We start from the raw sequence: 16,135 nt of genomic DNA, 5'->3' as shown, positions 1-16,135 counted from the left end.
GGGGCGGCGGCGGGCGTCGCGGCCGGGGCCGGCGCGGCGCCGGCGTCGGCGGCCGCCAGGTCCAGGCTGCGGTCGTGCAAGCCCTGCACGTAGCTGGACAGCGCGCGGATCTCCTCGTCGGTGAGGTTCTTCGCCACGCTGGCCATGATGTTGAACAGGGCGGGGTCGCGCAGGTTGTGCTGGCCGGCGCGGTACTCCTCGAGGCGGCGCTGCACGTACTCGGCCTGCTGGCCGGCCAGCGCCGGGTAGGCCGGGCCCGGGTTGCCGGCGCCGTCCGGCGCGTGGCACGCCATGCAGGCCGGAATGCCGCGCGCGCGATCGCCCCCCACGTACAGGCGCTGGCCGACCTCGTAGAACTTCATGCCGGCGTAGGGGCCCTGCTGGATCGGCGTGTCGTCGGCGATGCCGGCGCCGGGCGTCTGCTGCGCGAAATACGCGCCCAGGTCGCGCATGTCCTGCGGCGAGAGCGGATCGGCGAACGGCTTCATCACCGCCGCCATCCCGCTGCTGCGCTCGCCGCTCTTGAACAGGGCCAGTTGGTGCGCGATGTAGCGCTCCGGCATGCCGGCGATGCGCGGATACTGCGCCACGCTCGGGTTGCCGTCGACGCCGTGGCAGGCGGCGCAGGCGGCGGCCTTCTGCTGGCCGGCCTTCGGATCGCCCCAGGTCGCCTGCGCCGCGCCGTCCAGCGGGGCGGCTTCCACCGGCGCGTTGTCGGGGGCCGGGGACACGGTGGTCTGGGCGTAGGCGACGGCGAGGGCCGCGACGGCGGCGACGCCGATCAGGCCGAGGACGCGGGCTTGGCTCATGCAGCTGGGCTCCGGGGAAGACGGAAGGCGGGCCGCGGTCGGCCTGCCGGAACCGCGGAATTATCCGGCCCCGGGCGGGGCAGGGTCAACGCGAACGCGCCGGACGGCGCGCCCGCCGTCGCGGCGTGCGATCCTTGCGCCGATGAACCATCCCTTCCGCAGCGCGCGTTATCTGCTTTCCGCGCACAACCCGCAGCAGCTTCCGCCGGACGGCGGCTTCGAGGTGGCCTTCGCCGGCCGCTCCAACGCCGGCAAGTCGAGCGCGCTGAACGCTCTGTGCGACCAGAACGCGCTGGCGCGCGTGTCCAAGACGCCCGGCCGCACCCAGCAACTGGTGTTCTTCGAGGTGCAGCCGCAGCGTTGTCTGGTCGATCTGCCCGGCTACGGCTACGCGAAGGTGCCGGAGGCGCTGCAGCAGCACTGGCAGGGCTTCATCGACCGCTATTTCCGCACCCGCCAGGCGCTGCGCGGGCTGGTGGTGGTGATGGACATCCGCCACCCGCTGAAGGATTACGACCGGCAGATGCTGGGCTACGCGGTGGCGCGCGGCCTGCCGGCGCATGCGCTGCTGACCAAGGCCGACAAGCTCGGGCGCGGGCAGCAGGCGCAGACGCTGGCGGCGGTGCGGCGCGAGCTGGCCGGCGCGTTCGGCGATGCGGTGGGCGCGCAGACGTTCTCGGCGGAGAGCCGCCAGGGGGTGGACGAGGCGCGGGCGGTGATCGGCGGATGGTTGGGGCTGCCGTAGTCGCCGTACGGAGCGGCTTCGGCCCGCGCCCCTGGGGCGCGCCCACACCCTTCCGGGCCTCCTGTAACCCGCTCGTCCTGAGCGCGCCTTCGGCGCGCCCCCTCACCCCAACCCTCTCCCCCGCAAGCGGGGGAGAGGGGGCGTGGGCGGAGCCCTGTGACCGCTCGCCCTGAGCCTGTCGAACGGCGCAGGTCCGGTGATGGGGGCGGCAGGCAACGGACCCCGCGTGCCCTCGGCACGCCTCCTCACCCCGATCCTCTCCCCCGCAAGCGGGGGAGAGGGGGCGTGGGCGGAGCCCTGTGACCGCTCGCCCTGAGCCTGTCGAACGGCGCAGGTCCGGTGATGGAGGCGGCATGCAACGGCCCCCGCGCCTTCGGCGCGCCCCCTTACCCCAGCCCTCCCCCCAAGCGGGAGAAGGTTCAGGGCAGACCTCAAGGGAGCCCCCCGCAAGCGGGGGAGAGGGGCAAGCCACGACAGGGGACGCGGGCGGCGGCGCAGGGTCGCGGCTGAAGCCGCTGCTGCGGAGCGGCGCAAAGAAAAACGCCCCCGCGTGGCGGGGGCGTCGGGGGTCGCGGCGGGGCCGCGGAGAAGTCAGAACTTGTAGCTCACGCCCAGCAGCACCTGGCGGCCGTATTCGCTGTAGAAGCGCGGCAGGTTGCTGAACTCGGGGAAGTACTCGCGGTAGGGCTCGTTGGTGAGGTTGTTGATCTGCAGCAGCACCGACATGCCGCGCAGCGCGGTGTCGTCGCCGAACGCGTAGCCCATCTGGAAGTCGACGATCTCCTCGCCGCGGATCCAGCGCCTGGAGCGGTCGGCGCCGAAGCCGGTGACCTCGCCCATGAACGAGGAACGCTTGCGCTGGCTGACGCGCGCGGAGAAGCCGTGGTTCTCGTAGTAGAACGTGAGGTTGGAGACCTCGCGCGACAGGCCGGGCAGCGGTTCGACCGCGCCGTCCGGGCCATCCGGACGCACCGCGCTGTGGGTGTTGGTGTAGCTGGCGATCAGGCCGAAGCCTTCCAGCGGCTCCCACATCAGGTCGAACGGCACCGACACCGCCACTTCGAAGCCGTAGAGCTTGCCGCCTTCCTTGTTGACCGGCGTGGTGAAGGTGCCGATCGGCGAAGCGGGCGTGCGGCCGCGCGGGTCGTAGCCGGTGTAGTCGCGGAAGACGGTGTCTTCCTTGATCCAGGTGTGCAGGTCCTTGTGGAACGCGGCGAGCGAGACGTAGCCGCGGCCGCCGAAATACTTCTCGTACGACAGATCGACCGCGGTCGCCTTCCACGGCTCCAGTTCCGGGTTGCCGCCGTTGCCTTCCCACAGGTTGGCGGCGTTGATGGAGACGTTCTGGTTGGCGCGCATCTGGTCCATGCGCGGCTTGGCGATCTGCAGGCCCAGGCCGAAGCGCAGCATCTGGTCGGCCGGCAGCGACCAGGCCAGATTGAGGCTGGGCAGGATCTCGGTGTCGGTGCGGCCGCCGCTGATCCGCACCGGCGTGTCGGCGTCGCTGAACGGAACCAGGTAGCCCTGCGAGCTCTGGTCGGTGCGCACCACCTGCACGCCGATGTTGCCGCGCAGCGGGACCGTGCCCATGTCGGTGTTGATGTTCCACTGCATGTACGCGGTGGTCACCTTCTCCTCGACGGTCCAGTTCTTGTTGCGCACGTCCGGATGCACGAGCTCGTCGAGGTCGTACATCGAGCGGAACACGCCCATCACGTCGTAGGTGATCGAACCGGGAATGCCGGTGTAGCCCAGATCGACCGGATCGCGCAGGAAGCCCGCGGGGATCGGCACTTCCTGGCCGTCGCGCAGGCGCAGGAACGCTTCCAGCCCGCTGGCGCGCGTCTTCTCGCGGTTGGCGTGGTTCAGGCCGAACTCGACGCTGCTGAACATGCCGGTCTCGAAGTTGCGCTCGGCGCTCACGCGCGCCGAGTACAGCCGGTCCTCGACCGACGGGAACTTGACGAAGCCGTCCTGGCCCCAGCCGCCGGGATCGGTGAGCACGATGGTGGCCGGATCGGTGTAGCTGCGGCCGAACGTCAGATGCGGTTTGCCGGTGGAACGGTCGATGACGAAATCGACGGTGTCGGTGGCGCCCGGATCGGAGACGTGACCGAGGCCGGCGTAGGTCTCCAGCAGCATCTCCTCGCGCTCGGCCTTGGAGAAGCTGAGGTCGCCGATCAGCGTCCAGTCGGCGTTCGGCGTGAAGCGGTGGTTCCAGCCGATCGCGAACAGCTTGTCGTCCTGCGTGTTGCGGTCGTTGCGCAGCACCGGCCGCACGCCGGTGAAGCGGCCGCCGACCACGCCGCCGTCCTCCACCACCGCGTTGCTGAGCGTGGCGCCCGACCAGCCGAGGCCGACTTCGAGGAACCGCAGCGTCTCGGTCTTCTCGAAGCGCGAGTAGTACAGATCGACGATCGAATGGTGCTGCTCGTTCGGCTTCCACTCGATCGCCGCCATCAGGCCGTCGCGCACGTTGTCGACCGAGGACACCTGCGACTTGCTGCCGCCGAGCAGCCAGGCGCCGGACGGGGTCTGCGGATAGCCCCACGCTTCCCAGCGGTTGGCCTGGCCCGGCGAGTCCAGCCGCGCGTAGCCGATCGCCACGCCGAGCGTGTCGTCGAGGAACTGGTCGATGTAGGTGCCGCTGACGCGGTAGCCGGTGTCGTCGGACTCGGGGTTGAGCTCGCCGAGCGAGTTGCGCTCGCCGCGCACGTTGAACGCGATCACGCGGTCGGGGAAGGACAGCGGACGCACCGTCTGCAGATCGACCGTGCCCGACAGGCCCTGGCCGATGAGCGATGCGTCCGGCGTCTTGTAGACGACCACCGCGCTCATCACTTCGGAGGGGTACTGGTCGAACTCGACGCCGCGGTTGTGGCCCACGCTCACCTGCTCGCGGCCGTTGAGCAGGGTGGTGCCGAAATCGTCGGCGAGGCCGCGGATCTGGATCGTCGAGGCGCGGCCGGCGACACGCTGCGCGGTCAGGCCGGGCAGGCGCGCGATCGACTCGGCGATGCTGAGGTCGGGCAGCTTGCCGATGTCCTCGGCGGAGATCGCCTCGACGATCGAGGTCGAGCTCTGCTTGGTCTCGATCGCGTTCTCGATGCCGGCGCGGATGCCGGTGACGACCACGGTGTCGAGCTGCCGCGCCTCGTCGGCGTTTTCCTGGTCCTGCTGCTGCGGCGCGGGCGCCGTCTGCGCGTGAGCCCCCATCGCCAGCGTCATCGTCGCCGACGCCAGCGCCACGCTCAGCAGGTTGCGCTTGAGATTCAACATCACCCCTCCGGAATCCATGCGGTCGTTTGTGTGCGGCCGGACGTGCGGCGTCCGGTCTCGCACGCGCCGGGCATGGCCTCGACGCGTGGCCGGATGGTAGTGCCGCGTGCTGCTGCACAACGTCGTTGTGCATACGTATTCATGCCGGTTCGCCATGCATACGTATTCATCGCCGATGCGGGCGCCGGCCCTGTCCGGACGCGTTCGCCGGCATGGAATAGTCCGCGCCTGGCATGCGGCTGGAGGGTGCACAGATGCGGATGCGGCGGATCGCGCGGTGGGTGGCGGCGTTGGGGATGGCGACGGCGTGCGCGGACGCGGCGGCCGCCGGCGATGCGGCGCTGCGTTTGCACGTGCCCTCGCCCGACTGGCGCGACCAGGTGGTCTATCTGGTGATGATCGACCGCTTCGCCGACGGCGACCCGCGCAACAACGACCAGGGCACCGGCGAGTTCGATCCGGCCTCGGAGGCGAAGTTCAGCGGCGGCGACCTGCGCGGCATCGCGCAGCGGCTCGACTACATCGAAGGGCTCGGCGCGACCGCGCTGTGGATCACTCCGCCGGTGCTGAACCAGTGGTGGAACCCGCGCGCGAAGTACGGCGGCTACCACGGCTATTGGGCGCGCGACTTCAAGGCGGTGGACCCGCACTTCGGCACGCTGGAGGACTACCGCCGCCTGTCCGATGCCCTGCACCGCCGCGGGATGTACCTGATCCAGGACGTGGTGGTGAACCACACCGGCGATTACCTGCATTACCCGGCACCCGGCGGCGCGCCGCAGGTCGGCACCGATGGCGCCGGCCACCGCGGACCGTCGCAGCCGCCGTTCGACGCCAACGATCCGCGCGATCCGGCCCAGCGCGCGCGCGGCATCTACCACTGGACGCCCGACATCGCCGACTTCGACGACCCGCGGCAGGTGTGGACCTACCAGCTCTCCGGGCTGGACGACATGAACACCGAGAACCCCGAAGTGCGGCGCGCGCTGCGCGACAGCTACGGCTACTGGATCCGCGAGGTGGGCGTCGATGCGTTCCGCGTCGATACCGCGTTCTACGTGCCGCCTTCGTACTTCCGCGACTTCCTGTACGCCGACGACGCGGCCGCGCCCGGCGTGCTGCAGGTTGCGCGCGCCACCGGACGCCGCGACTTCCACGTGTTCGGCGAAGGCTTCGCGCTCGACAAGCCGTTCCAGGATGCGCAGATGCGCCGCATCGACGGCTACATGCGCGATGCGGAAGGTGCGCTGCTGCCGGGCATGATCCACTTCCCGCTGTACGGCAGCCTGACCGAGGTGTTCGCGCGCGGGCGTCCTCCCGCCGAGCTGGCCTACCGCATCGAGCGCACGATGCAGGTGCATGCCGACCCGCACCGCATGCCGACGTTCGTGGACAACCACGACGTCGATCGTTTCCGGCGCCACGGCAGCGAGCCCGCGCTGAAACAGGCGCTGCTGGCGATGCTGACCCTGCCCGGCATCCCGGTGATCTACTACGGCACCGAGCAGGGCTTCACCGACATGCGCGCGGCGATGTTCGCGGGCGGCCACGGCGCGGGCGGGCGCGACCGCTTCGACACGCGCGCACCGCTCTACCGCTTCCTGCGCGAGGCGATCGCGCTGCGCCGTGCGCACCGCGTGTTCAGCCGCGGCGTGCCGCGCGTGCTGGCCGGCAACCCGGCGGCGCCCGGCGTGCTGGCGTACGCGATGGAACCGGCCGGCTGCGGGGGCGCGGCGGCGCGCGCCTGCGCCACGGCCGATGGCGCGCCCGCGCTGGTCGTGTTCAACACCGCCGACGTGCCGGCGCTGCTGCCCGCGCTCGACGTCGGCTGGGGCGCGGGCGTTGCGCTGCGGCCGCTGTTCGCGCTCGGCGAGCGGCCGCGCGCGGCGCGCACCGATGCCGACGGCCGGCTGACGCTCGTGCTGCCGCCGCGCGCGGCCTACGTGTGGGCGCGCGGCACGGCGAAGCCGGTCGCGCAGGTGGCGGGGCGCATCTCGCTGGAGGACGCGCCGGCGTCGGTCGAAGGCGATTTCACCTTGAGCGGCGCCGCGCACGGCACGCGGCGGCTGAAGCTGGTGGTCGATGGCGACCTGGCGCACGCGCGCGAGGTTGCGGTCGATGCGCAGGGACGCTGGCGCGCCGCCGTCGATACCAGCGCGATGGCCGATGGCGGCGTCGAGCACACGGCGGTGTTGTGGGACGAGGCGGGCGGCGCGGTGTCGCCGCCGCATCGGTTCCGCGTGACGCGCCCGTGGCGGGTGCTCTCCGAGGCGACCGATCCGGCCGGCGACGATGCCGGCCCGCACGGCCGCTACCGCTATCCGACCGATCCGAGCTGGGGTTCGCATGCCTCGCTCGACCTGCGGCGCGTGCGCGTGGCGGGCGCCGGCGGCGCGTTGCGCATCGAGATCCAGACCGGGGAGCTGCTGCGCGGCTGGAACCCGCCCAACGACTTCGACCATGTCGCATTCACGGTGTTCGTGGAACTGCCTGGCCGCACGGGCGGTGCGCGCGCGATGCCGCTGCAGAATGCCGAGCTGCCCGACGGCATGCGCTGGCACGTGCGCCTGCGCGCGCACGGCTGGGCGAGCGGGCTGTTCTCGTCCGAAGGTGCGGATGCGGGGCGCGAGGGGACGCCGCTGACGCCGGGGCCGTCGCTGGCGGTGGACGCGGCTGCGCGCACGGTGACGTTCACCCTGCCGGCCCGCGCGCTCGGCAATCCGGCCACGCTGGCCGGTGCGCGCGTGCACGTGACCACCTGGGACTACGACGGCGGCTACCGCCCGCTGACGGCGGAGCCGGGCGGCGGCACGTTCGGTGGCGGCGGTGCGGACGATCCGAAGGTGATGGATGCGGTGACGGTGGTGGTACCGCCGCGATGAGAGTGCGTCCGTGCTGACGGGGCTGTTGCCTGCTCGTCCTGGCCTTGTCGAAGGGCGCAAGCGCGATGGTGTCGACGGCATGCGGCCAACTGCGCGCGCCTTCGGCGCGCCCCCCTCACCCCAACCCTCTCCCCCGCGGGCGGGGGAGAGGGGGGGCAAAGCAGTGCGGCGTGTACGACCCGCTCGTCGTGAGCCTGTCGAAGGACGAACGCGAGCGCTCGGGCCGCCGGGGGACCGCTCGCGCTGAGCTTGTCGAATTTCGCAAGCGCGAGGTGTTACCGGGACGCGGCCAACCGCGCGCGCCTTCGGCGTGCCCCCCTCACCCCAACCCTCTCCCCCGCGGGCGGGGGAGAGGGGGGCAAAGCAGTGCGGCGTGTACGACCCGCTCGTCCTGAGCCTGTCGAAGGACGAGCGCCAAGGCTGAGCCCTGTCACCCGCTCGCCCTGAGCTTGTCGAAGGGCGCAAGAGCGAGGTGTTGCCGGCACGCGGCCAACCGCGTGCGCCTTCGGCGCGCCCCCTCACCTCGACCCTCTCCCCCGCGAGCGGGGGAGAGGGCCGGCAGCCGGCCGGCCGCGTCAACATAGGCGCTTCTCTCCCGCAAGCGGGGGAGTGGGGGCAAGCGGTGCGGCGTGCCGTAGCCCTACCGGGTGCCGAGCAGGAATTCGAGCGGCTCGTGCAGGCGGTCGCGCCAGGCGCGTTCGTTGTGTTCGGCGCCTTCGAACACGCGGGTGCGGAAGTCGCGGCCCTCGCGCCAGCCGAGTTCGCGCAGGAGGGCATCCATGCGCCGCTGATAGGGCGCGTACTGGGCATCGAGCGTCGCGGTGCCGTGGTCGAAATAGAGGCGGTGCGAACCGGGCGCGGGCAGGTGGGTGCCGAGCCAGTCGATCATCAGGCCATCGCCGACCGGCCAATGGGTCGACACCGCGCCGGCGCCGCCGAACACCCGCGGATACTCGGCAAGCGCGTACAGCGAGATCAGCCCGCCCATGCTCGAGCCCATCACGAACGTGTCCTTGCGGCCGGGCCGGGTGCGGTAGGTGCGGTCGATGAAGGGCTTCAGTTCCTCGACCAGGAACCGCAGGTAGGCATCCGAACGCAGGTCCGCGGCGCCGAGCGCCGGCAGGTCGGACAGCGGCGGCAGCGTACGCGCGCCGAGCGGCTTTCGCGGCATGTATTCGTGGAAGCGCAGCGGCGTGTTCCAGATGCCGACCACGATCGCCTCGCGCACGCGGCCGGCGGCGACCAGCCGCGTCATCGCGCCGTCCACGTCCCAGTCGATGCCGGTGTAGGACAGCACGGGATCGAACAGGTTCTGGCCGTCGTGCATGTACAGCACCGGGTAGCGGCGCTTCGGGTCGCGGCCGTAGGACGGCGGCAGCCAGACGTCGACGTTGCGCATGGCGACGAAGCGCGAGGGCAGGTCCTGCCAGCCTTCGACCGTGCCGGTGGCGTCGATCCCCGGCGCGCGCAGCGCATAGGCCCAACGCAGGAACACCGGCAGCATGCGCGCCCAGCTCGCCTGCCGGTGCTCGCCGCCCGGCAGCACGTACAGCGCCACGTCGGCGCGCGTCGCGCGTGCGGCGTGGTCGGGGTTCACCGGATAGCCGAGCTGGCGCAGTCCCTTGCGCGGCGTGCCGGCGTCGTCCCAGCCGAGCGCGAGCTCGCGCACGTCGTCGAGCGCGTCGTTGCTGCCGTCGCCATCGCGGTCGTCGTGCTCCTCCGCATCGCCGACGGCGAAGAACAGCTTGAGCCCGAAGCGTGCGGGCCCGGCGTCCACCCGACGGTGCGCGATCCGCGTGCGCTGCGCGCTCTGCGGCGTGCTGCGGTCCTCCGCCAGCCAGAACGACGGCGAGAAGCCGCCGACGCGCCCGAACAGCTCGGGGTACTGCCAGCCGAGGTTGAACGCCGCCACCGCACCGAGCGACCAGCCCAGCGTCGCGCGGCCGTCCGGCGCGGCGCGGGTGGGGTAGCGCGCGTCGATCGCCGGCACCAGCGTGCGCGCCACCCATTCGGCGTAGGCATGGGCGCGTGCGCCGACGGCGCCGTGCGCGGTCGTGGCCGGCAGGCTGCGCTGCGCGGCGCGATCGGAGAAGCCGTACGCCGCCATGCGATCCGGCGGCATGTCGATCGCCACCACCAGCAGCGGGCGGATCGCGCCTTCGTCGTACAGCCGCCGCAGCGTGGCGGTCAGTTCCACCGCCTCCATGTCCTGGCCGTCGTGCACGTACAGCACCGGCAGCCGCGCGTCGGCCGGCATCGCGGGCGGACGGTACACCCGCACCCGCAGGGGCGACGCGGACACGCCGGGCGCGTCGAGGTGCAGCACCTCCGGCGCCGGCAGCGCGGCGGTCTTCGCCGCGGCGAGCGGCGCGAGCGCGAGCAGCAGGATCAGCAGCAGGATTCTCATCGCGACTCCACCACGAAGACGACGGCCGTGCGCGCGGGCACGTGGACGCGGCCGCTGGCGGCCTCGAAGCGCGCCTCGCGCGCACGAAGGTCGGCGGCGTCCGGCGCGCGATGGACGGGATGCAGCACGAACGGACGCCCGCGCAGTTCGCGCAACGTCAGCGTCTGCGGTGTCGGCGCGACGTTCACCAGATACAGCACTTCGGCGAAGCCGGCCTCCGGCAGGCCGCGGCCGTCGAGGTGGCCGGCCATCACCGCCGGGTTCTGCCCCGGCCCGCTGTTCGGGAAACGCAGCCGCGCCTGCACCTCGTCGGCGGTGCGCAGGCGGAACAGGCGGGAACTGCGGCGGATGCGCAGCAGGTCGAGGAACGCGCCACGCGCGAACGCGATCTCGCGGGCCCCCGGCCGGATGCGCGCATCGGCCAGCAGCGGACGCATCCACGGCCAGTCCTCGCCGTTGCCTTCGCGCGGCGGCAGACCGCGGCCGAAGCCGTTGTCGGCGCCGCTCCAGTCCAGCGGGTTGAACCAGTCGCCGGAATCGAAGCTGTTGCGGTCGAGCGATTTGGAGCGCAGCAGCTCGCCGCCGGCGTGGAAGTACGCCACGCCCTGGCTGAAGGCGTTGAGCGCGAACGCCAGCACCTGCACGCGCGCGCGGTCCTCGGGCGAGGTGTCGCGCGGCAGCTTGAACGCGTTGATGTCGAACAGCGTCTGGTTGTCGTGGTTCTCGACGTAGTTCACCACTTCGCCCGGCGCGCTGGCGTAGCCGGCCGGCTGGCCGTTGTAGTCGAGCTGCGCGAGCGTCGCCTCGCGACCGTCCGCGGGGGTCAGGCGGTAGTCGCGCAGCGTGCCGGCCAGGCCCGCGCGGACCAGATCCGCCAGACGGCGCGCCTCGTCGCCTTCCGCGCCGCCGTTGACGTAGCCCTTGCGGCCGACCAGCGCCTCGCCGCGGTCGGACGGCCCGCCGCCGCGGATCGCATCGCGCGCGCGGTCGCTGAAGGTGGCGATGCCGGCGCCGGCCAGCGAAAGCTGCGCCGCCTGCACGAAACGCGCGCCGTCGGCGACCTCGCCGAAGTTCCAGCCCTCGCCGATCAGCGGAATGCGGCGGCCGGCCGCGGCGTCCACCGCGCGCTGCAGGCGCTCCATCGCCTCGCGCGGCTGGTGGCCCATCAGGTCGAAGCGGAACGAGTCGATGCGGTAGTGCTTCGCCCACAGCACCGCCGAGTCGATCATCAGCTTGGCCATCATGCGGTGCTCGGTGGCGGTGTTCTCGCAGCAGGTGCTGCGTTCCACCCGGCCGTCGGCGTCGAGCCGGTGGTAGTAGCCCGGCACGATGCGATCGAGCACCGAAGTCGGCGCCTGGCCCGAGGTCGTGGTGTGGTTGTAGACCACGTCCATGCCCACGCGCAGGCCGGCCGCGTGCAGCGCCATCACCATCGCGCGGAACTCGCGCACGCGCACCGCGCCGTCGTCGGCGTCGGTCGCGTAGCTGCCTTCCGGCGCGTTGAAGTGGTAGGGGTCGTAACCCCAGTTGAAACAGTCGCGCGCCTTCGCGGCCGTCACCGCCGCCTGCTGCGCCTCGCCGTCGGGCGCGGCGCGCGGAATGGCGGGCGTCGCGCAGCCGCGCTCCGGCACGGTGGCGATGTCGAACACCGGCAGCAGGTGCACGTCGGTGATGCCGGCTTCGGCCAGCGCGCGCAGGTGGCGCATGCCCGCGCTGTCGGGGTGGGTGAAGCCGAGGTACTTGCCGCGGTGGGCGACCGGCACGGTGGCGTCGTCGCGCGAGAAGTCGCGCACGTGCAGTTCGTACACCGCCAGATCGGTCATGGCCGTCAGCGGCGCGGGCCGCGGCGCGCCGTCCCAGCCGGCGGGCTTGAGCGCGGGCGCGTCGAGGTCGGCCACGTAGCTGCGTCGCGAATCGGCGCTCAGGCTGACCGAGTACGGGTCGGTGACCGCGTTGCGGACGATGCCCACGCCCGGCACGTACACCTCCACCAGATAGCGGTAGTACGCGCCGCTGCGGTCGCCGGGCAGCGCCAGCGACCACGCGCCGGTGCGCGGATCGAGGCGCAGCGCGCGCCGTTCGCGCGCGGGCGCGGCGGCGTCCGGATACAGGCAGACCGACACCGCGCGCGCGGTCGGCGCCCACAGCCGGAACAGCGTCTGCGCCGGCGTGGGGAACGCGCCGAAGGCGAGCGGCTCGGCGGCGGCGAACAGATCGTCGAGCGCGCCGGCGTGCTGGAGGCGGGTGGCTTCCAGCACGCGGCCGGCGTCGTCCTCGCGCACCAGCAGCACCTGGCCGCGGTGCAGCGCGCGCAGCGCCGCCTCGTCCGCGTCGCGCAGGCGCAACGCCGCACCGTCGCCGACGAAGCGGAAGCGCGCGGCGAGCGCGGGCGGCAGCGGTTCGTCGTCCGCCTCGAGTGCGAGGCGCTGGTCGGACCCCGCCACCGGCGCGCCCGGCTTGGCGACCAGCGCGGCGGCGTGCGAGACGTAGAGCGCATAGCGGGCGTCGGCCGGCGCCCCCGGCCAGCGCAGGCGCCGGCCGTCGAGCCAGTGCGCGCGCGCGGGCGGCGTTTCGCCATCGCGTTGCGCGATCAGCGTCCGCGCCGGCACGTCCTGGTCGCAGGTCGCCAGCGGCGGGCCGGCGTGCGCGCGGGCGGTGAGCGATAGCGCCAGCCCGAGCGCCAGCCCGGCGGATGAATACGTCTTCATGCGATCGCCTCGTGTTCGTGCGCCCGCGGCATCGCGTAGGCTGCCCGGGCTTGCAGACGCAGGGTGAGGGGATGGACGGTCCGGTTCGCGATGTGGTGATCGTCGGCGGTGGCACGGCCGGCTGGATGACCGCCGCCGCGCTGGCGAAGCTGATGGGGACGCAGTTGCGCATCCGCCTGATCGAGTCCGACGAGATCGGCACGGTCGGCGTGGGCGAGGCGACGATTCCGCAGATCCGCCTGTTCAACGCCCTGCTCGGGCTGGACGAGGACGACTTCGTGCGCCGCACGCAGGGCACGTTCAAGCTCGGCATCCAGTTCGTCGACTGGGCGCGGCCGGGCGACGTCTACATGCATGCGTTCGGCCCGGTCGGCGGACGCGATCTCGGCCTGGTGCCGTTCCACCAGTACTGGGCGAAGGCGCACCGGATGGGCCGCGCGGGCCCGCTGGGCGATTACGTGTTCGCCAACCTGGCCGGCGTGCGAAACCGTTTCATGCGGCCGGTGGCGATGCCCGATTCGCCGCTGGGCCGCATCGCCTACGCCTTCCATTTCGACGCCGGGCTGTACGCGCGCTACCTGCGCGAGTACGCCGAGCGCCTCGGCGTGCGCCGCACCGAAGGCCGCATCCGCGACGTGCGCCTGCGCGCCGAGGACGGCTTCGTCGAGGCGGTGGTGCTGGAAAGCGGCGAACGCATCGAGGGCGAGCTGTTCGTCGACTGCTCCGGCTTCCGCGGGCTGCTGATCGAGCAGGCGCTGAAGACCGGCTACGAGGACTGGTCGCACTGGCTGCCGTGCGACCGCGCGCTGGCGGTGCCGTGCGAACCGGTGCGGCCGCTGACGCCGTACACCCGCGCCACCGCGCGCGCCGCCGGCTGGCAGTGGCGCATTCCGCTGCAGCACCGGATCGGCAACGGCTACGTCTATTGCAGCCGCTTCGTCAGCGACGACGAGGCGGCCGCGACGCTGCTCGCCCATCTCGACGGCGCGCCGCTGGCCGAGCCGCGTCCGCTGCGCTTCGTCACCGGCATGCGCCGGCAGTTCTGGAACCGCAACGTGGTGGCGATCGGTCTGGCGAGCGGCTTCATGGAGCCGCTGGAATCGACCAGCATCCACTTCATCCAGGCCGGCATCGCGCGGCTGGTGGCGCTGTTCCCCGACCGCCGCTTCAGCCCGGTGGAGATCGCCGAATACAACCGGCAGAGCCGCTTCGAGTTCGAGCGCGCGCGCGATTTCCTGATCCTGCACTACATCGCCACCGAGCGCGAGGACACGCCGTTCTGGCGCGAATGCCGCTCGATGGCGATCCCGGACACCCTGCAGGCCAAGCTCGACCTGTTCCGCAGCAGCGGCCGCATCGTGCGCGAACGCGAGGAGCTGTTCACCGAGGTCGGCTGGCTGCAGGTGATGGTCGGCCAGCGCATCCTGCCCGCGCATCATCATCCGATCGTCGATGGTCTCGGCGCGGACGAGCTGGCGGAGTTCATGGCGCGCACCAAAGCCGTGCTCGACAACGCGGTCGGCGTGATGCCGGCGCACGAGGACTTCATCGCCCGCCATTGCGCGGCGCGGACGGAAGCGGTCGCGTAGGCGGCGTGCGCGCACGCCCGGCTCAGTCGAGGCGGCCGAAGTAGACGCCGCGCGGCGGCAGCACCAGCACGCTGCCGTCGATCACGCCGGTCGGCAGGCCGTGGCCGTCCAGCGCGCGCGGCCGGCAGCCGTCCGGCAGGGGCCAGCGCGCCTCGCGCTCGCCGAGGTTGAACACCGCCAGCACGGCGCTGCCGGCGTGCGTGCGGCGGAACGCCAGCAGCGGTTCGGGCGCGTCGAGGAAGGCGATGTCGCCGTGCACCAGCACCGGCTGCGCGCGCCGCCAGCGCAGGAAGCGGCGGAACGCGTTGAGCGGCGAGGCCGGGTCGGCCTCCTGCCGCGACACCGCCAGCGGCCGGTGCGCCTCGGGCACCGGCAGCCACGGCCGGCCGCTGCTGAAGCCGGCATCGGGCGCGTCGGTCCACGGCATCGGCGTGCGGCAGTCGTCGCGGCCCTTGAAGGTGGGCCAGAACGCGATGCCGTAGGGGTCCTGCAACGCCTCGAACGGCAGCTCCGCTTCCGGCAGCCCCAGTTCCTCGCCCTGGTACACGCACACCGAGCCGCGCAGCGAGCACACCATCGCGCTCAGTTGGGTGGCGAAGTGCGGCGGCACCGTGCCGCCCGGATGCCAGCGGCTGGCCACGCGGGCGACGTCGTGGTTGCTGATCGACCAGCACGGCCAGCCTTCCTTCATCTGCGCCTCCAGCCGCTCGACGGTGGCGCGGATGTAGGCGGCCGAGGCGTCCTCGGTCAGCAGCTCGAAGCTGTAGCCCATGTGCAGGCGACCGGCGCGGGTGTACTCGTCCATCGTCGCCAGCGAATCCTCGGAGGAGATCTCGCCCAGCGCGGCGGTGCCCGGATAGCGGTCCATCAGCGCGCGCAGCTCCTCGAGGAAAGCGAGGTTCTCCGGCTGCGTGTTGTTGTGCCAGTGGTACTGGAACGCGTACGGGTTGTCGGGGCTGAAGCCGCGCCCGACGCGCAGCTCCGGCGGCTTGGGCGGGTTGTCGCGCAGCAGGCGGTCGTGGAAGCAGAAGTTGATCGCATCCAGCCGCAGGCCGTCGACGCCGCGCTGAAGCCAGAACTCGACGTTGTCCAGCACCGCGCGCCGCACCTCCGGATTGTGGAAGTTGAGGTCCGGCTGCGAGGTCAGGAAGTTGTGCAGGTAGTACTGCCCGCGCCGCGGCTCCCACTGCCAGGCCACGCCGCCGAAAATCGACAGCCAGTTGTTGGGCGGCGAGCCGTCCGGCTTGGCGTCGGCCCAGACGTACCAGTCGGCCTTTGGGTTGTCGCGGCTCTGCCGGCTTTGCTGGAACCACGGGTGCTGGTCGGAGGTATGGCTCAGCACCTGGTCGATCATCACCTTCAGGCCGAGCGCATGCGCGCGTTGCAGCACGCGGTCGAAATCCTCCAGCGTGCCGAACATCGGATCGACCGCGCGGTAATCGGCGATGTCGTAGCCGAAGTCGGCCATCGGCGACTTGAAGAACGGCGAGATCCAGATCGCATCGACGCCGAGGCCCGCCACGTAGTCGAGCTTCTCGAGGATGCCCGGCAGATCGCCGATGCCGTCGCCGTCGCTGTCGCGGAAGCTGCGCGGGTAGATCTGGTAGATCACCGCGCCGCGCCACCAGGGTGCCGTCGCCATCCGTCGTACTCGTCGTTCGTCCGATGCACTCGCGAGGCGCGCACTATTCCACGCCGCGCGGTCGCACATCGCGT

Annotated in this window: 8 protein-coding genes; 3 read left to right on the top strand and 5 right to left on the bottom strand. The window is 72.1% G+C overall.

What is annotated here, in order from left to right:
* A partial coding sequence (locus tag FQY64_RS03875) for a c-type cytochrome (RefSeq protein WP_146472400.1) occupies positions 1-809 on the bottom strand: 809 nt, incomplete at its 3' end.
* A 142-nt stretch (positions 810-951) separates the two neighbouring features.
* On the opposite strand from FQY64_RS03875, the gene yihA reads away from it, so the two are divergent.
* The gene (gene yihA, locus FQY64_RS03870) at positions 952-1,554 is read left to right on the top strand and encodes a ribosome biogenesis GTP-binding protein YihA/YsxC (protein WP_146472399.1); all 603 of its coding nucleotides are present in this window, start codon (positions 952-954) and stop codon (positions 1,552-1,554) included.
* A 591-nt stretch (positions 1,555-2,145) separates the two neighbouring features.
* On the opposite strand, the gene FQY64_RS03865 is transcribed toward yihA, so the two are convergent.
* Positions 2,146-4,851: a TonB-dependent receptor gene (locus tag FQY64_RS03865; RefSeq protein WP_186760844.1), complete on the bottom strand. Its 2,706-nt coding sequence runs from the start codon at positions 4,849-4,851 to the stop codon at positions 2,146-2,148.
* Positions 4,852-5,129: 278 nt separating this feature from the next.
* Here FQY64_RS03865 and FQY64_RS03860 point away from each other — a divergent pair, with 278 nt between their 5' ends.
* On the top strand, positions 5,130-7,715 hold the full coding sequence (locus tag FQY64_RS03860) for an alpha-amylase family glycosyl hydrolase (RefSeq protein WP_186760843.1): 2,586 nt from the start codon (positions 5,130-5,132) through the stop codon (positions 7,713-7,715).
* Between the two features lie 640 nt (positions 7,716-8,355).
* On the opposite strand, the gene FQY64_RS14920 is transcribed toward FQY64_RS03860, so the two are convergent.
* Both FQY64_RS14920 and FQY64_RS03850 read right to left on the bottom strand, forming a co-directional pair.
* On the bottom strand, positions 8,356-10,122 hold the full coding sequence (locus FQY64_RS14920) for an alpha/beta hydrolase-fold protein (protein WP_146472396.1): 1,767 nt from the start codon (positions 10,120-10,122) through the stop codon (positions 8,356-8,358).
* A complete protein-coding gene (locus FQY64_RS03850; RefSeq protein WP_146472395.1) occupies positions 10,119-12,830 on the bottom strand; it encodes an alpha-1,6-glucosidase domain-containing protein in 2,712 nt (903 codons plus the stop codon). The genes FQY64_RS14920 and FQY64_RS03850 overlap by 4 nt, the downstream gene beginning before the upstream one ends.
* Before the next feature lie 71 nt (positions 12,831-12,901).
* On the opposite strand from FQY64_RS03850, the gene FQY64_RS03845 reads away from it, so the two are divergent.
* Positions 12,902-14,419, top strand: a complete 1,518-nt coding sequence (locus FQY64_RS03845) for a tryptophan halogenase family protein (protein WP_146472394.1) — start codon at positions 12,902-12,904, stop codon at positions 14,417-14,419.
* Positions 14,420-14,441: 22 nt separating this feature from the next.
* Here FQY64_RS03845 and FQY64_RS03840 read toward each other — a convergent pair whose 3' ends face one another.
* The gene (locus FQY64_RS03840; RefSeq protein ID WP_146472393.1) at positions 14,442-16,061 is read right to left on the bottom strand and encodes an alpha-glucosidase; all 1,620 of its coding nucleotides are present in this window, start codon (positions 16,059-16,061) and stop codon (positions 14,442-14,444) included.
* Between the last annotated feature and the right edge of the window lie 74 nt (positions 16,062-16,135).

The organism is Vulcaniibacterium thermophilum (assembly GCF_007923255.1).
GTDB lineage: Bacteria > Pseudomonadota > Gammaproteobacteria > Xanthomonadales > Xanthomonadaceae > Lysobacter_F > Lysobacter_F thermophilum.
This window is presented reverse-complemented; position numbering and strand designations above follow the sequence as displayed.

What these genes read in the sequence shown, in the direction of transcription:
- yihA (WP_146472399.1), top strand. Translation starts at nt 952, where the DNA reads ATGAACCATCCCTTCCGCAGCGCGCGTTATCTGCTTTCCGCGCACAAC.
- FQY64_RS03840 (WP_146472393.1), bottom strand. Translation starts at nt 16,061, where the DNA reads ATGGCGACGGCACCCTGGTGGCGCGGCGCGGTGATCTACCAGATCTAC.
- FQY64_RS14920 (WP_146472396.1), bottom strand. Translation starts at nt 10,122, where the DNA reads ATGAGAATCCTGCTGCTGATCCTGCTGCTCGCGCTCGCGCCGCTCGCC.
- FQY64_RS03865 (WP_186760844.1), bottom strand. Translation starts at nt 4,851, where the DNA reads ATGGATTCCGGAGGGGTGATGTTGAATCTCAAGCGCAACCTGCTGAGC.
- FQY64_RS03850 (WP_146472395.1), bottom strand. Translation starts at nt 12,830, where the DNA reads ATGAAGACGTATTCATCCGCCGGGCTGGCGCTCGGGCTGGCGCTATCG.
- FQY64_RS03845 (WP_146472394.1), top strand. Translation starts at nt 12,902, where the DNA reads ATGGACGGTCCGGTTCGCGATGTGGTGATCGTCGGCGGTGGCACGGCC.
- FQY64_RS03860 (WP_186760843.1), top strand. Translation starts at nt 5,130, where the DNA reads ATGGCGACGGCGTGCGCGGACGCGGCGGCCGCCGGCGATGCGGCGCTG.